The organism is Methylobacterium oryzae, assembly GCF_036441375.1.
Taxonomy (GTDB): domain Bacteria; phylum Pseudomonadota; class Alphaproteobacteria; order Rhizobiales; family Beijerinckiaceae; genus Methylobacterium; species Methylobacterium oryzae_A.
The window spans coordinates 16,529-30,557 of sequence record NZ_MLCA01000007.1; the positions used below are offsets into that span (position 1 = coordinate 16,529).

Consider the following 14,029-nt stretch of genomic DNA (forward strand, 5'->3'; position numbering starts at 1 on the left):
CCCGCCATCAGGGCGATTGCGTCAGATCAAGGTCGCGCGTGCCGGAAGGACGATAGGGCTGCCTCGACAGCTGGGGCCGGTGCGGGTCCCGGCGCGGACGATGAGGAAGGCGCATGCGCGAGGCGTTGAGGAGGATCTACGGCGAGGAGCGGCTGCCCCGATACACGAGCTACCCGGCGAGCCCCCATTTTTCCGGTGCCGTCGATGCCGGCATCTACGGAGACTGGTTGCGCGGGATCCCCGCGGACGCGACGGCGTCGCTCTACCTCCACGTCCCCTTCTGCCGGTCGATGTGCTGGTACTGCGGGTGCCACACGACCATCACCCAGCACGACGCGCCGATCGCCGGCTACCTCGCGACCCTGCGGGCCGAGACGGCTCTCGTCGCGCGCCACCTCGCCCGGGCTCCGCGCGTCCGCCACGTGCATTTCGGGGGCGGAACGCCCACCATCGTCACGCCGGACGCCTTCCGCGATCTCGTCGCGCTCCTGCGCGACCACTTCCCCGTCGACCCCGACGCCGAGATCGCCGTCGAGATCGATCCGCGCACCCTCACCCCCGCGATGACGCGGGCACTCGGCGCGGCCGGCGTCTCGCGGGCCAGCCTCGGTGTCCAGAGTTTCGACCCGGTGGTCCAGGAGGCGATCCGGCGTCGCCAGAGCTTCGCGGTGACCGCGGCGGCCGTCGCGGGTCTCCGGGCAGCGGGCGTCGGCGGGATCAATCTCGACCTGATCTACGGCCTTCCCCATCAGTCGGTGGACTCCTGCGTCGAGACGGTGCGGCAAGCCCTGCGCTTGCGGCCCGACCGCCTGGCCGTGTTCGGCTACGCCCACGTCCCGACGTTCAAGAAGCATCAGCGCCACATCGACGAGGCGACCTTGCCGGACGGCGGCGCCCGGCAGGCGCAGGCCGACGCCATCGCGACCCTGCTCGTGGAGGCCGGCTACGCCCGGATCGGACTCGACCATTACGCGCGTCCGGAGGATCCGCTGGCGCGGGCGGGACGCGCGGTCCGGCGGAACTTCCAGGGCTACACTACGGATCCGAGCGACCTGCTGATCGGCTTCGGAGCATCGGCGATCGGGCGGCTGCCGCAGGGCTACGTCCAGAACGACCCGGCCTTGCGCGCCTACGCGGAGCGCGTCGCCCGCGGCGAGCTCGCGACGCTGAAGGGCTACGCGCTCACCCCGGACGATCGTCTCCGGGCCGAGCTGATCGAGCGGGTCATGTGCGAGTTCCGCGTCGACGTCGGTGCCGTGTGCCGATCGCACCGGCGCGACCCCGATGCCCTTCTCGCCGGGCTGCCCCGCCTGCCGAGGCTCCTGGCCGACGGCCTGGTCCAGCGGGAGGGCGCGATCCTCCGCATCCCGGACGACGCCCGGACCTTCGTCAGAAGCGTCGCCGCGGCCTTCGACGCGCATCTCGGCACCTCCGCCGCCGTGCACAGCCGCGCGGCCTAGCCCGCCGCGCGGAGGGCGAGGTCTTCCCGCCGGCCCGACGATCACCTCGCGCCCGGGCTGTTTCTCGATGCAACCGGCGGTGTAAGACGGGCGCCGACGAACTGGACGGATGACGGTGCCGTCCCCCCGCGCGGCCGACATGACGACGCCTGAACCCACACACGCGCCCGCCTCACGCGGCGGCGACCCGTTCGACGCGGAAGGCCTTCGCCTCACGCTCGACGAAGCCGGCATCTGCGGCTGGGCCCTCGACATCCGGACCGGGCGCGTCACGATCCTGCCGTCCTGCATCCGCCTGTTCGGCGTGCCGCCGGACCGTCTCAGCACCTTGGACGAGATCCAAGCGCGCGTGCATCCGGACGACCGCGCCGACAGGGCGGCGGCGATCGGGCGCGCGCTGACGGAGGGCGGAAGCTACGAGATCGACTACCGCGCCGTGCATCCCGACGGGCGCGTTCACTGGTTGCGCTCGCGCGGGCGCGTGCAGGTCGATGCCGGCGGCCGGCCGTGCCGGCACCGCGGCGTGGTCTTCAGCATCCACGAACAGAAGCAGGCCGACGAGGAGTTGCGGGCGCGCGAGGCCCACCTGCGCTCGATCCTCGACACGGTGCCCGATGCCATGATCGTCATCGACGAGCAGGCGCAGATCAAATCGTTCAGCGCGGCCGCCGTGCGCCAGTTCGGCTACGGCTCGAACGAGATGGTCGGCCGGAACGTCAGCCTGCTGATGCCCGAACCCTATCGCGGCCAGCACGACGCCTACATGGCCCGCTACCTCGCGACGGGAGAGCGCCGCATCATCGGCATCGGCCGCGTCGTGGTCGGCCAGCGCAAGGACGGCTCGACCTTCCCGATGGAATTGTCGGTCGGCGAGATGCGCTCGGGCGGCGAGCGCTACTTCACCGGTTTCATCCGCGACCTCACCGAGCGGAACCAGACCGAGACCCGCCTGCAGGAGCTGCAGTCCGAGTTGGTGCACATGTCGCGCTTCACCGCCCTCGGGGAGATGGCGTCGACGCTGGCCCACGAGATCAACCAGCCGCTGACGGCGATCGCGAGCTACCTCAAGGGCTGCCGCCGCCTCCTCGGACGCATGGAAGGCCCCGAGGTGCCCATGCTCGCCGACGCGGTGAACCAGGCGGCCGACCAGGCCCTGAGAGCCGGGCAGGTGATCCGGCACCTGCGGGACTTCGTGTCGCGCGGCGAGAGCGAGCGGCACATCGAAGGATTGCCCAAGCTGATCGAGGAAGCGAGCGCCCTCGCCCTCGTCGGCGCCAAGGAGAAGGGCGTGCGCGTCCGCTTCGACCTCGACCCGGATGCGCCCCTCGTGCTGGCGGTCCGGATCCAGGTGCAGCAGGTCCTGCTCAACCTCATCCGCAACGCGATCGAGGCCATGCAGGACGTCGCCCGGCGCGACCTGACCGTCGCCACGCGGGCGCTTCCGGCCGAAGGCCTGGTCGAGGTGCGGGTCTCGGATACGGGACCCGGCATCGCCCCCGAGATCGCCGAGCAGCTCTTCCAGCCCTTCGTGACGACGAAGGCGAACGGCATGGGCGTCGGCCTGTCCATCTGTCGGACCATCGTCGAGGCCCACGGCGGCAAGATCCAGGCCGGCCCCGGCCCGGACGGCGGGACGACCTTCCGCTTCACCCTGCGCACGTTCGATCGGGAGGAGATGGCCCATGCCGAGTGACGCGCCCGTGCACATCGTGGACGACGACCTCGCGGTGCGCCAGTCGCTGGCCTTCCTGCTGGCGACCGACGGACTGGCCGTCCGCGTGCACGAGTCCGCGACCGCTTTCCTCGCCGCGGCGGCCGAGCGCGTCGGATGCGTCGTCACCGACGTGCGCATGCCCGGCATCGACGGCGTCGAATTCCTGCACCGTCTCCGTCAGCGGGGCAGCATGCCGCCGGTGATCGTCATGACGGGCCACGCGGACGTCGCGCTCGCGGTCGAGGCCATGAAGGCCGGCGCGGTCGACTTCATCGAGAAGCCGTTCGACGACGAAGTGCTCCTCGCCAGCATCCGGTCGGCCCTGGCGCGGGCGGACCGGACCCTGAAGCGCGCGTCCGAGAGCGACGCGGTGCGGGCGCGCCTGGCCGAACTGACCGAGCGCGAGCGGCAGGTCTTGGAGGGCCTGGTCGCCGGCAAGGCCAACAAGGTTATCGGCCTCGACCTCGGCATCAGCCCGCGGACGGTGGAGATCTACCGGGCGAACGTCATGTCCAAGCTTCAGGCGGGCAGTCTCTCGGAACTCGTCCGCATGGCGCTGATCGCAGGCGAAACGGACGGCGCCTGATCACGGAGGCGATCCGGCGTCCGCCCGGTCCGGCCGCTCTGCGGCGCGGGCTCCCGCGATCGAAGGCCCCCGGTCGCCGAACCGCGGGCGCCTGACGGGCGTCGGGCGCGGCCTTCACCGCACTGCCTTCGCGTCCGGGCGAACGCGGCCGGGGCCAGGCAGCCGAAGTACGGGGTGTCGAGCTGCGTCCGGAGCGCGTCGGACTTGAACGTCAGCGCCGCCATCGCGTGCCCCCTCGGCTCCGGCCCCGCGCGGTCCCTCGGGCCGGTGTCAGGATCTCAAGCAGGCGCGGCGCGCCCGCGGCGCCTTCACGCGCGGATCGGCGACGGGTCTCCTCGCGCCAGAGGACGCCCGCCAGCCGGCTTGAGACAGATCAAGGCACCCGCCCCGAGGTCAGCCTACTCCGATCCGACGAAAGATCGGGCCCCGCAATGCCGAAGCTCACGGGACCGGTCCTCGTCGTCGATGACGACGAGGCCGTCCGCGACTCCCTGAAATTCGCACTCGAGCTGGAAGGATTGCAGGTCCGCCTGTACAGCGGCGCCGCGCAACTTCTGCACGACGCCGCCTTGCCGACGGACGGTTGTCTCCTGGTCGATTACTGGATGCCCGACATGGACGGGTTCCAGCTCGTGGCCCGTCTGCGCGAACGCAGCGTCGCTCTGCCGGCGATCCTCATCACCGGCCGCCTGTCGGGCGACCTCGGCCGCCTCGCGGCGGATGCGGGCTTCCGACGCGTGGTCGAGAAACCGTTCGAGGATGGCTCTCTCCTCGAAGGGATCCATGAGGCCCTGGCCTGTCACGCCGAGGACCAGACCGGACTCCGTAAAACCCCTTAAGAGAAGCTCCCGAATTTCGCCGCCCCGGGGAGGAGCGTAGCCAAGAGCGACGTTCCGTCCCCGGAGGCTCTCATGCAGACCGCCCTCGCCACCGCCGGCCTCGCCCCCCTGTTCGGGCGGAGTGTGCCGGCCGTCCTTCCCGCGTCCCTCACGTCCGAGTCCCGGACCGTGACGCGCCGGACCGTCGCGGCCAACGATGAGATCTATGCCGAAGGGGACCGGGCGATGTCCTTCTACAAGATCGCCGCCGGGGTGGTGCGCACCTACAAGCTCCTGTCCGACGGTCGGCGGCAGATCGGCGCCTTCTACCTACCGGGCGATATCTTCGGCCTGGAATCGGGTGAGGATCACCGGTTCGGCGCGGATGCCGTGACCGAGACGCGGCTGCTCGTCCATCGCCGCGAGCCGCGGGCGCTGACCGGCGACGACGGCGCTCTGGCCCGCGAAGTCGTGGCCGCGATGATGCGCGATCTGGAGCGGGCGCAGGAGCACATGATGCTGCTCGGTCGCAAGTCCGCTCGGGAACGGATCGCGAGCTTCCTGCTCGCCCTGTCGGAGCGGATGGCGGATTCGGTTGGGACGGTCTGCCTGCCCATGTCGCGCAACGACATGGCCGACCATCTGGGCCTGACGATCGAGAGCGTCTCCCGCGCCGTCACCCAGCTCGAGCGGGAGGGGTTGATCGAGTTGCCGCCGAACCGCCGGACCGTCATCCTGCGCAACGCCGCCGCCCTGCGGCACCTCGCCGACTGACGGGCACGATCCAGCAGGAGGGTGCGTCCCCGGCAGGAGCCGCGCGCCGAACTGGACGACTTTGCGCGGGTCGCGGGCACGCCGAGCCACCCCTACTCGGCCTGAGTTTCGGCCCCTCGCGCCTCGGGCTTGCGCGCGCACCACACGGCGGTGCACGCGCGCATCCAACGGCCGATCGCGCGCGGCTGGCGCCGTTCTGCGGCCCGATGAATGCGAAATCGGCGTCCACCCAGCGCCCGGCCGCGCGATCCCGATCAGGAGCCGAGGCCGCCGCCCCGTCGGTCGTCGATCCGAACAGAGCTTGCTGGCGCCTTCGGCATTTTGATCCTGATCAAGGACCGGTCCGGGCAGGTCGCGTTGGTAGAGGCGTCTGCCGAACTGGCACCCGCTCCGTATTCCTGGATCAAACCACGTCCATGTTCAGAAGGATTACCCCCGCTCTCGCGGTTGTTGCGCTCGGGCTCGTCTCGAATGTCGCTCAATCCGCGGATCTACAGCCCTTCGCGCCGCCGGAGCCGCCTCTCCGCGTCTCGGACTGGTCCCCGTGGCTGGTGCGGGTCCGGGCGCTCGGCGTGCTGCCGGATCCCGGCGCGCGTCTCTCGGCAGGGCGCGCGCCGATGGCCGGTGCCGGTGTCGGTATCACCGACTCGGCCATTCCTGAACTCGACATCTCCTACTTCTTCACCCGCAACATCGCCGCCGAGTTGATCCTCGGCGTGACGCGGCACGGGATCCAGGGTGCCGGGACGCTCGCGGGAACGCGCATCGGCAGCACGTGGATTCTGCCCCCGACGCTCACGCTGCAATACCACTTCGACGGCTTCGGCCCGCTGAAGCCGTATATCGGGGCGGGTGTGAACTACTCGATCTTCTTCGGCGAGCGGGAGCGGAGCGGCTTCACGGGCTTCCGCCTGTCGAACAGCGTGGCGCCGGCCCTCCAGGCCGGCTTCGACTACATGCTCGACGCGCATTGGGGCCTGAATGTCGACGTGAAGAAGCTCTTCCTCGACACGAAGGTGAAGCTGAATGCCGGCGCAATCCGAGGCCGCGTCGACATCGACCCCTGGATCGTCGGCGCCGGCATAACGTACAAATTCTAGATCTGTCGGGGTCTTGCGCCGTAACCCTTCTACGCACTTGGCGGCGCGGCCGAGAGGGGCATCCTCCGCCTCAGCTGGCCGCCAAGCGTTCGAGCCGATCCTGATCGAGCAGCCGGACACCGCCCGGAACCAGCAGGATACTGTGGGCCCGGTCGAGCCGCGACAACATCCGGCTGACTGTCTCGATGGTCAGCCCGAGGTAATCCGCCATGTCCTGGCGGCCCATCGGCAACTCGACGGTGACGGAGTTATGCCCTATTCGCGCGAAGCGGTCCTTGAGGGACAGGAGGAAGGCGGCAACCTTCTCCTCCGCGGTTCGGCGGCCCAGCAGCAGCATCTGATCGTGGGCGAGCGTCAGCTCGAAGCGGGCGCGGTCGTGGAGGCTCTTCAACAGGCGTGCGTTCGCCTCGGTGACCGCAGCGAAGTCCTCGCGGTCGAAGCGGCAGGTTCTCACGTGACCGAGGGCCTCCGCGGAGACGGTGTAGCGCTCCTGAAGGGCCAGTCCCAGGAAATCGCCCGGGAGAGCGAAGCCCATGACCTGCCGCCTGCCGTCGGGCAGCAGGCGCGTGAGCCTCAAGCATCCCTCGATGACGTTGAACACGAAATCCGCGGGCTCGCCCTGACCGAACAAGGTCTGACCCTTGTCCAGGGTCAGATGCTGGCTGAGCGCCTCCAGTTGGTCCAGCTCCGGCAAGGTGAGCACCGAGCAGACACTGATCGGGCGCACCGCGCAGTCGCCGCATCCCGGCTCCGAGCGCCCGTGATGGCAGAGGTGCACGTTCCTCTCGCAAGCCCCGGTATCGACCAGCATGTCGGCTCCTCGCCATGGCGGGGCGCATCGTCGGGCCTTCCCCGCCGTCCCGTCCGTCCGGCCAGGATGGATCGAGCCGGCCGCCGCGCATTGATCCAACGCAACGGCTTCGCGTCGCCCTCGGGCGGTCGGCCCGCCGGCGTCACGGAACCGGCACGCGCGTCGACGCCGTCTAGATCGCGGCGAGCATGCCTTCTCCGAGGAACGACTCGGCCCCCGGAATACCTGGAAGAGCGAAGAAATAGCCGCCGCCGATCGGGCGGATGTACTCTTCGAGGCCCTCGCCGGACAGACGGTTCTGCACCGTGATGAAACCGGCGGCGAGGTCGGCCTGATAGCAGACGAACAGCAGGCCCATGTCGAGCTGGCCGGCGGCGGTAAGCCCGCGGGAATAGTTGTAGCTGCGGCGCAGGATCAGACTCCCCTCGGTGCCCGGCAGCCGCGGATTGGCGAGGCGGATATGGGCGGCGAGCGAGATGGCCTCGCCGTCCGGGTCGGCGGCGTAATCGGGAACGTCGCGCTCGTGTGCCTGCCGGAGCGGCGCGCCGGTGCCCTTGTGCCGGCCGATGATGGCCTCCTGCTCGCCGAGCGGCGTCCGGTCCCAGCGCTCGACGAGGGTGCGGATGATCCGCACCACCTGATAGCTTCCCCCGATCGCCCAGGCCGGCTCGTCCTGCCCCGGTCCGACCCAGACGTAGCGGTCCATCAGCCGGGGGTCCCGGGCGTCAAGGTTGGCGGTGCCATCCTTGAAGCCGAGCATGTTGCGCACGGTGTCGGCCCCCATGGTCTTCACCACGTGGGGCGGAAGGAAACCCTCGATCTTCCAGCGCGGCGTCAGGAGACCGGGCGTCGCCTTGATGACGTCGCGCAGGGCGTGGATGTTGGTCTCGGCGGTGTTCGAGCAGAACTGGATCAGCAGGTCGCCGTGGCACTGCGCCGGGTCGAGGGCATCGTTCGGGAAGCGCTCCATGGATCCGAGATGGCGCGGGCGGGCGCGCGCCAGGCCGAACCGGTAGTCGAACAGGCTCGCGCCGACCGAGACGGTGGCGGTGAGGTTGTCCGGGAGGACCGTCGGCCCGAGGATGCCGGAATTGCGCGGCGGCATTTGCGGGTGGACGTCGGGCACGGCACCGCCGCGCGTCAGGAAGGCGAGGCGCTCGGTGAGCGTCCGGAACAGGTGTGGAAGTTCGCCGCGCCGCTCGGCCAGCACGTCGAAGGCGACGTAGAGGGCCGCGGCCGGCTGCGGCGTGACGATCCCGGCCTGGTGGGACCCGTAGAAGGGCTGGGCGACGAGCGTTCCCTCCGTGGCCGTGGTCGGCGTCGCGTCCTCGGCTCGGGCCGGCCCGAGGAGAGCCGCCGCGCCGAGGCCGCCGAGAAACCGGCGGCGCGTGGAGACCGGGGAAGAAAAGCGCATCATCGCTCGGCAAAATCGTGTTGAGTCGCCGCCTGTAGCCTCGAACAAAGGCCACAGGGCGGCAACGCGGCAATGAGATCAGTCTATCCCCAACCGGCCACGCAGCGTCGACAGATCTTCGGCCAGAAGGGTGATGGGCCCCTTCAGGGCGTTGCGGTCCCGGGCCGTCAGGTTGTCGTAGCTCTGGAAGCCGCCGTCCGGGCTGCGGTAGCGGGCGAGCAGCTCCTCGACGCGCCTGTAGCTGCGCTCGACCCGGGCAACGAAGTCGCGGTCCGTCAGCAGCGGGCGCAGGAGCGTGAACACCACCTTCGACCCTTCGATATTGGCCTGAAAGTCCCACAGGTCGGTGCGGCTGTAGCGCTCTTCCTCGCCGCTGATCTTGGTGGCGGCGATCCCCTCGATCAGGGTCGAGGCCGCCCCGACCGCTTTCGCGGGCGGGATGGCGAGCGCCGCGATGCGGTCGCGCAGGGTCACGGTCTCGGCCGCGAGACGCTCGGCGACTTCCCCGAGCCCCTCCGTCCTGCCGAGGGTGAAGAGGGCCATCTCCAGGCGATGAAAGCCGACGAAGGCGGGATCGCGGTCGCGCAACTCGAACTCGTCGCTGCGCACGTCGAGACGCTTGATCAGGTCGGGAAACAGGGCCGCCACCGGCTCGATGCGCTCGTAGGGCGCGCGCGCCGGGGCGTAGAGCCGGCGCGCCTCCGTGAGCTCGCCGGCCTGGACCGCCGCGACGAAGCGCGCGGTCTCGCGCACGAAGGCGTCGGCCTGGGCCACGACGTAGGTCCGGTAGGCCGCGAGGGCCGCGGCGAGCTCCGGCGCCACCGGCCGGGACGGCCGCGCGGGGCGCGGGCTGTCCGGCTGCTCGAGGGACGAGGCCGGCCGCGGATCGCCGAGGCCGATCAGGATGGCCACGACGACCGCCGCGACGCGGCGTCGGTCCCTGTCGAGGCGTGCAATCTCGGGCATGCGTGGCCGGAGGCTGGTCCAAACGCGGAGCGCGGCGCGCGCCAACCGCCTGGTCCGGCTAACCGAGGCCGCGCACCGGGGCAACCGCCGTGGATCATGACAGCCGGCTCACACGAGAAGCGGGATCAGGATGGCGAGCAGGACATTCCCGCCGACGAGCAGGACCAGGGGCAGCGCGTCCATGGCCGCTCAGCCCAGGCAGGCCAGCGCGCGAGCGCCGGGGGCCGCGGGTTTCGCCGGGCAGGCGCGGGAGACCATCGCGGAGGTCCGGGCGTCGGCCGGCTGCCCGGTGACGGCCTGCGAGAGCGTCGGCAGATAGGTTGTACCGACCAGGATGCCGGCCGAGAGCAGCAGGCGGGCGATGACGTCGAGCATGGTGTTTCCCCTCATCCGGTCTTCGAGGACCGTTGTGCGGGGCGGTGTCTACGGGTTTCGTGATGCGGGAATATTGCGTCCTGTGTTGCTTCAGTGCTCTCGGGAAGTCATCGCGCGGATGCCACAATAACCGAATGTGTCGTCGCGGGGTCGGCGGCGGAACGGGAGACCGCAACGGTGGCGGGGCGCGGGACACGGTGTGGGGCGCGATGATGCGCGGGTTCGGCAGGTCCGGCATCGCGCGCCGCGTCCTCGTGGTCGGGGCGATCCCGACCCTGGTCGCCGCCGCGATCGCGCTCGGCGCCTGGATCCTGCTCCACGAGGCCGAGCGCGCCCGGGCCGGCGCCGTGGTGGCGACCGAGACGGCGCAGACGCTCGCGGCGATGAACCGGGCGCGGGCGGATGCCCTGAGCGCCAGCGTCGCGGGACGCGCGGAGGCCGACGGAGGCCGAGCGCCGCTTCGACGAGCGCGCCGCGACGGCGACGGCGCAGCTGGGCCGGTTGGAGCGGCTCGCGCGGACGCGCGGCCAGGCCGCCCTCGTGGCGACCGTGACCGGCGATCTGACCTCGCAGGTGACGCGGATGCGCGCGCTCCTGCTCTCCGAGCGGGCGGCGAATGCGACGATCGCCGACATGGCGCGGCGGGCCGACGCCCTGGTGGCGCTGACCGACGTCGCCCGCCGGCGCCAGCAGCAGGACAACGCCCAGCTGATCGCGGTCCTGGCCGTCAAGGACGCCGAGCTGGAGCGCAACCAGGGCGTCGTCACCGCCCTGCGGGAGCTGCGCGAGGCGATCAGCACGGCGGAGCTGAACCGGGCGCGGATCGGCCGCCCGGTCTTCCCGATCGAGTTCGACGAGCTCGCCGCCGATCTGCGCCAGCTCGACGCCGTGGGCGACCGGCTGCGCCGGGTCCTGCGGGTCGACGGCGAGGCCGGGGCGGCCGACCGGGCGACGGAGCTGCTGAAGGCCTATCGCGACCGGAGCCGGACCGAGGATGACCTCAACCGGGTGCTCTCGGAGGGGTTCGAGCTGACCCGGGCCACCCAGGCGGGCCGCGTCCTGGTCGAGTGGTGCGACCAGCTCGTCCAGGTGAACGTCGCCCGCCAGAGCCGGCTCTACGAGGAGGTCGCGCTCCTCATCCGCCACTCGGTCCTGTCGAACGAGGCCGAGCTCTCCGCCCAGGACATCGCCCTCACGGCCCTGCGCCTCGCCCGGCGGACGGACGCGGCGCTGGCGGGCCGGGACACCGCCGAGGCGTCGCGGGTGCTGGCGGCGGGCGCGGACCTGTCCGGCACCTCCCGGACGCTGCTGATCCCGGCGAGCATCCGCGACGAGATGGCGGGGGCGATCGACGGCTGGCGCACGCAGCTCGCCGCGACGATCGACAAGATCGGCGAGCAGAACGAGACCATCGCCGACATGGACCGGCGCGCCGCCACCATGAGCGCCAACGCCCAGACCCTGAGCCGGGCCTTCATCGACGACGCCGACCAGTTCGGCAGCGTGATCCGGCAGCTCCTGATCGTCGGGGCGGTGGGCGCCCTGTGCCTCGGGATCGGGGCCGCCGCCGCGGTGGCGCGCTCGATCACCCGGCCGCTGCACGCCCTCCAGCACAGCATCGTCACCGCCGCCGGCGCGCCCACGCCGGAGGATATCGGCCGGGACGGCCACCTGCTCACCCGGCGGGACGAGCTCGGCGACATCGCCCGGGCGACCAACGCCTTCCTGGAGCAGATCCGCCGCCGGGAGGCGGACCGGCGCACCGCGTCCCAGCGCGCCGACGACGCCCTCACGACCCTGCGGCAGGCGCAGGAGGACCTGATCCGGGCCGAGCGGCTCGCCTCCCTCGGCCAGCTCGTGGCCGGCGTCTCGCACGAGATCAGCACGCCGCTCGGCATCGCCCTGACCACGGCCACGCAGGTCCAGTCCGACTCGGCCGCGTTCGCACGCCTGGTCGAGGACAACCAGCTCTCCCGCTCGCGGCTGACCCAGTATGCCGGGCGCATGCAGGAGGGCGCGCAGCTCCTGACCAGCAACCTCATGCGGGCCGCCGACCTCCTCTACAGCTTCAAGCAGGTGGCGGCCGATCAGGCGATCGAGGACCGCCGCGCGCTGAACCTCGCCGACTGGATCGACGAGCTGCTGAAGAGCCTGCGGGCCCTGGCGCGCCCGGGCCGGCACGTCTTCGTGGTCGCCTGCCCGCCCGACCTCGTCGTCGACACCCTCCCGGGCATCCTGGCGCAGGTCGTGTCGAACGCCGTCAAGAACGCGATCGAGCACGGCTTCCGGGACCGGGAGGGCGGCCGCATCACCATCACGGCGACCCGGATCGGGGGCGGGATCGACCTGTCCATCGCGGATGACGGGCGGGGCATCGGCAGCGCCGATCTCGGCCGCGTGTTCGACCCGTTCTTCACCACGGCCCGCGCCCGCGGCGGGACGGGCCTGGGCCTGCACATCGTCCACAACCTCGTGGTGAACCGCCTCCAGGGGCGGGTCGAGCTGCAGAGCAGCGCCGCCGCCGGCACGGTGCTGCGGTTGTGGCTTCCGGAGCGGCTGGCATGAGCGGAGCGACGCAACCGACCCGGCGCGGCGGCCTCGCCCATCTGGGCTCGCTGATTGTCGGCCTGCTTCTCGCGCTGCGCCCGCTTCCGGCCGCCGCCGTCACAGAGCTCCAGTTCTGGCACGCCCTCGACGGGCCGAACGGCGAGCTGGTGACCCGCATCGCCGAGACCTTCAACGCGTCGCAGCCCGACTACCGGGTCGTCCCGGTCTACAAGGGCAGCTACGCCGAGACGATCAGCAGCGGCATCACGGCCTACCGCACCGGCGCGGCGCCGCACCTGCTCCAGGTCTTCGAGGTCGGCAACGGCACCATGGCGGCCGCCATCGGCGCCGTCAGGCCGGTCGCCACCGTGATGCGGGAGGCGAGATTCTCGGTGTCGCCGGAGGATTTCCTGCCGGTCGTCGCCACCAACTACCTGGATGCCGAGGGCGGGATGCTGTCCCTACCCTTCAACGTCTCCTCCACGGTGATGTGGATCAACCGCGACCGGTTCCGGCAGGCGGGCCTCGACGCCCATCATCTGCCGGCGACCTGGCCGGAGGTCTTCGAGGCCGCGCGGCGGCTCAAGGCGGCGGACGGCACGCGGTGCGCGCTGTCCTCGGCCTGGCCGACCTGGGTGCATCTCGAGCAGCTGTCGGTCTGGCACGACCGGCCGCTCGCGACCCGCTCCAACGGCCTGGACGGCTACGACGCCGAACTCGTCTTCAACGGCCCGCTCCAGGTCCGCCACCTGCAGAACCTCGTCGACCTGCACCGCGCGGGCGTGTTCGCGTACAACGACCGCGTCAACCGCGGGGAGAGCCGGTTCGTCTCGGGCGACTGCGCGATCTTCCTCACCTCGTCGAGCCTCTACGGCAAGGTCTCCACCGCGGCCCGGTTCGACTGGACCGTCGCGCCGATGCCCTTCTATCCCGACATCGTGCCGGAGCCGCAGAACGCGATCCTGGGCGGCGGCTCGCTCTACGTGATGCAGGGCAAGACGCCGGACGAGTACCGCGGCGTCGCCCGGTTCCTGGCCTTCCTCATGGAGGGACGCCAGCAGGCCGCCCTGTACCGGAACACCGGCTACATCCCCACCACGCGCGCGGCCTACGCCGACGCGGTGGCGGAGGGCTTCTTCGAGCGGCACCCGCAGCTCCACGTCGCCGTGCAGGAGCTCACCCGGCGCCCGCCGACGCGCAACACCGCCGGCCTGCGCCTGGGCAACATGCTGCAGATCCGGGACATCTGGGCCGAGGAGCTGGAGGCGGCGCTCAACGGCGCGAAGGCGCCGCAGCAGGCCCTCGACGACGCCGTGGCGCGGGGCAACCAGGTGCTGCGGGTCTTCCAGCAGCGGACCAAGAAGTGAGCGCGGCGGGTGGTCGAGCCGTCATCACGCGCGAAGCGAAGTGATTCAGGGTCGCGCGATATCGGCCTTTGCGGCGCCGCCCCGGATTGCTCCCCTC

12 protein-coding genes are annotated in these 14,029 nt (G+C 71.2%); 8 read left to right on the plus strand and 4 right to left on the minus strand.

The features are described 5' to 3' along the window. The first annotated feature begins 113 nt into the window (after positions 1-113). From hemN to MOTC310_RS14375, 6 genes are all read left to right on the plus strand, one after another. The gene (gene hemN / locus MOTC310_RS14350; protein ID WP_331302255.1) at positions 114-1,460 is read left to right on the plus strand and encodes an oxygen-independent coproporphyrinogen III oxidase; all 1,347 of its coding nucleotides are present in this window, start codon (positions 114-116) and stop codon (positions 1,458-1,460) included. 139 nt (positions 1,461-1,599) lie between these two features. Next, a complete protein-coding gene (locus MOTC310_RS14355) occupies positions 1,600-3,153 on the plus strand; it encodes a PAS domain S-box protein (RefSeq protein ID WP_331302479.1) in 1,554 nt (517 codons plus the stop codon). Further along, positions 3,143-3,760: a response regulator FixJ gene (gene fixJ, locus MOTC310_RS14360; RefSeq protein ID WP_331302256.1), complete on the plus strand. Its 618-nt coding sequence runs from the start codon at positions 3,143-3,145 to the stop codon at positions 3,758-3,760. The genes MOTC310_RS14355 and fixJ overlap by 11 nt, the downstream gene beginning before the upstream one ends. 431 nt (positions 3,761-4,191) lie before the next feature. Continuing rightward, positions 4,192-4,599 carry a response regulator transcription factor gene (locus MOTC310_RS14365; protein WP_331302257.1) on the plus strand — a complete coding sequence of 136 codons (408 nt, stop codon included), beginning with the start codon at positions 4,192-4,194 and terminating at the stop codon, positions 4,597-4,599. Positions 4,600-4,671: 72 nt separating this feature from the next. After that, positions 4,672-5,352 carry a helix-turn-helix domain-containing protein gene (locus tag MOTC310_RS14370; protein WP_331302258.1) on the plus strand — a complete coding sequence of 227 codons (681 nt, stop codon included), beginning with the start codon at positions 4,672-4,674 and terminating at the stop codon, positions 5,350-5,352. A 416-nt stretch (positions 5,353-5,768) separates the two neighbouring features. Continuing rightward, positions 5,769-6,452 (plus strand): OmpW/AlkL family protein, encoded by a 684-nt coding sequence (locus tag MOTC310_RS14375; RefSeq protein WP_331302259.1) that lies wholly within the window; start codon positions 5,769-5,771, stop codon positions 6,450-6,452. 70 nt (positions 6,453-6,522) lie between these two features. Here MOTC310_RS14375 and MOTC310_RS14380 read toward each other — a convergent pair whose 3' ends face one another. The 4 genes from MOTC310_RS14380 to MOTC310_RS14395 all read right to left on the minus strand — a co-directional run bounded on the left by MOTC310_RS14380 (position 6,523) and on the right by MOTC310_RS14395 (position 10,018). Beyond that, complete coding sequence (locus MOTC310_RS14380) at positions 6,523-7,263, minus strand: Crp/Fnr family transcriptional regulator (RefSeq protein ID WP_331302260.1); 741 nt, start codon at positions 7,261-7,263, stop codon at positions 6,523-6,525. 172 nt (positions 7,264-7,435) lie between these two features. Continuing rightward, a complete protein-coding gene (gene efeB, locus MOTC310_RS14385; RefSeq protein ID WP_419539902.1) occupies positions 7,436-8,680 on the minus strand; it encodes an iron uptake transporter deferrochelatase/peroxidase subunit in 1,245 nt (414 codons plus the stop codon). A 75-nt stretch (positions 8,681-8,755) separates the two neighbouring features. After that, positions 8,756-9,643, minus strand: a complete 888-nt coding sequence (gene efeO, locus MOTC310_RS14390; protein ID WP_331292771.1) for an iron uptake system protein EfeO — start codon at positions 9,641-9,643, stop codon at positions 8,756-8,758. 189 nt (positions 9,644-9,832) lie between these two features. Continuing rightward, positions 9,833-10,018 carry a hypothetical protein gene (locus tag MOTC310_RS14395; protein ID WP_331302261.1) on the minus strand — a complete coding sequence of 62 codons (186 nt, stop codon included), beginning with the start codon at positions 10,016-10,018 and terminating at the stop codon, positions 9,833-9,835. A 540-nt stretch (positions 10,019-10,558) separates the two neighbouring features. Here MOTC310_RS14395 and MOTC310_RS14400 point away from each other — a divergent pair. Both MOTC310_RS14400 and ugpB read left to right on the plus strand, forming a co-directional pair. Beyond that, a complete protein-coding gene (locus MOTC310_RS14400; protein WP_331302262.1) occupies positions 10,559-12,583 on the plus strand; it encodes a HAMP domain-containing sensor histidine kinase in 2,025 nt (674 codons plus the stop codon). Continuing rightward, positions 12,580-13,932, plus strand: a complete 1,353-nt coding sequence (ugpB, locus tag MOTC310_RS14405) for a sn-glycerol-3-phosphate ABC transporter substrate-binding protein UgpB (RefSeq protein ID WP_331302263.1) — start codon at positions 12,580-12,582, stop codon at positions 13,930-13,932. Before MOTC310_RS14400 ends, ugpB begins: the two co-directional genes overlap by 4 nt. Positions 13,933-14,029: the final 97 nt, after the last annotated feature.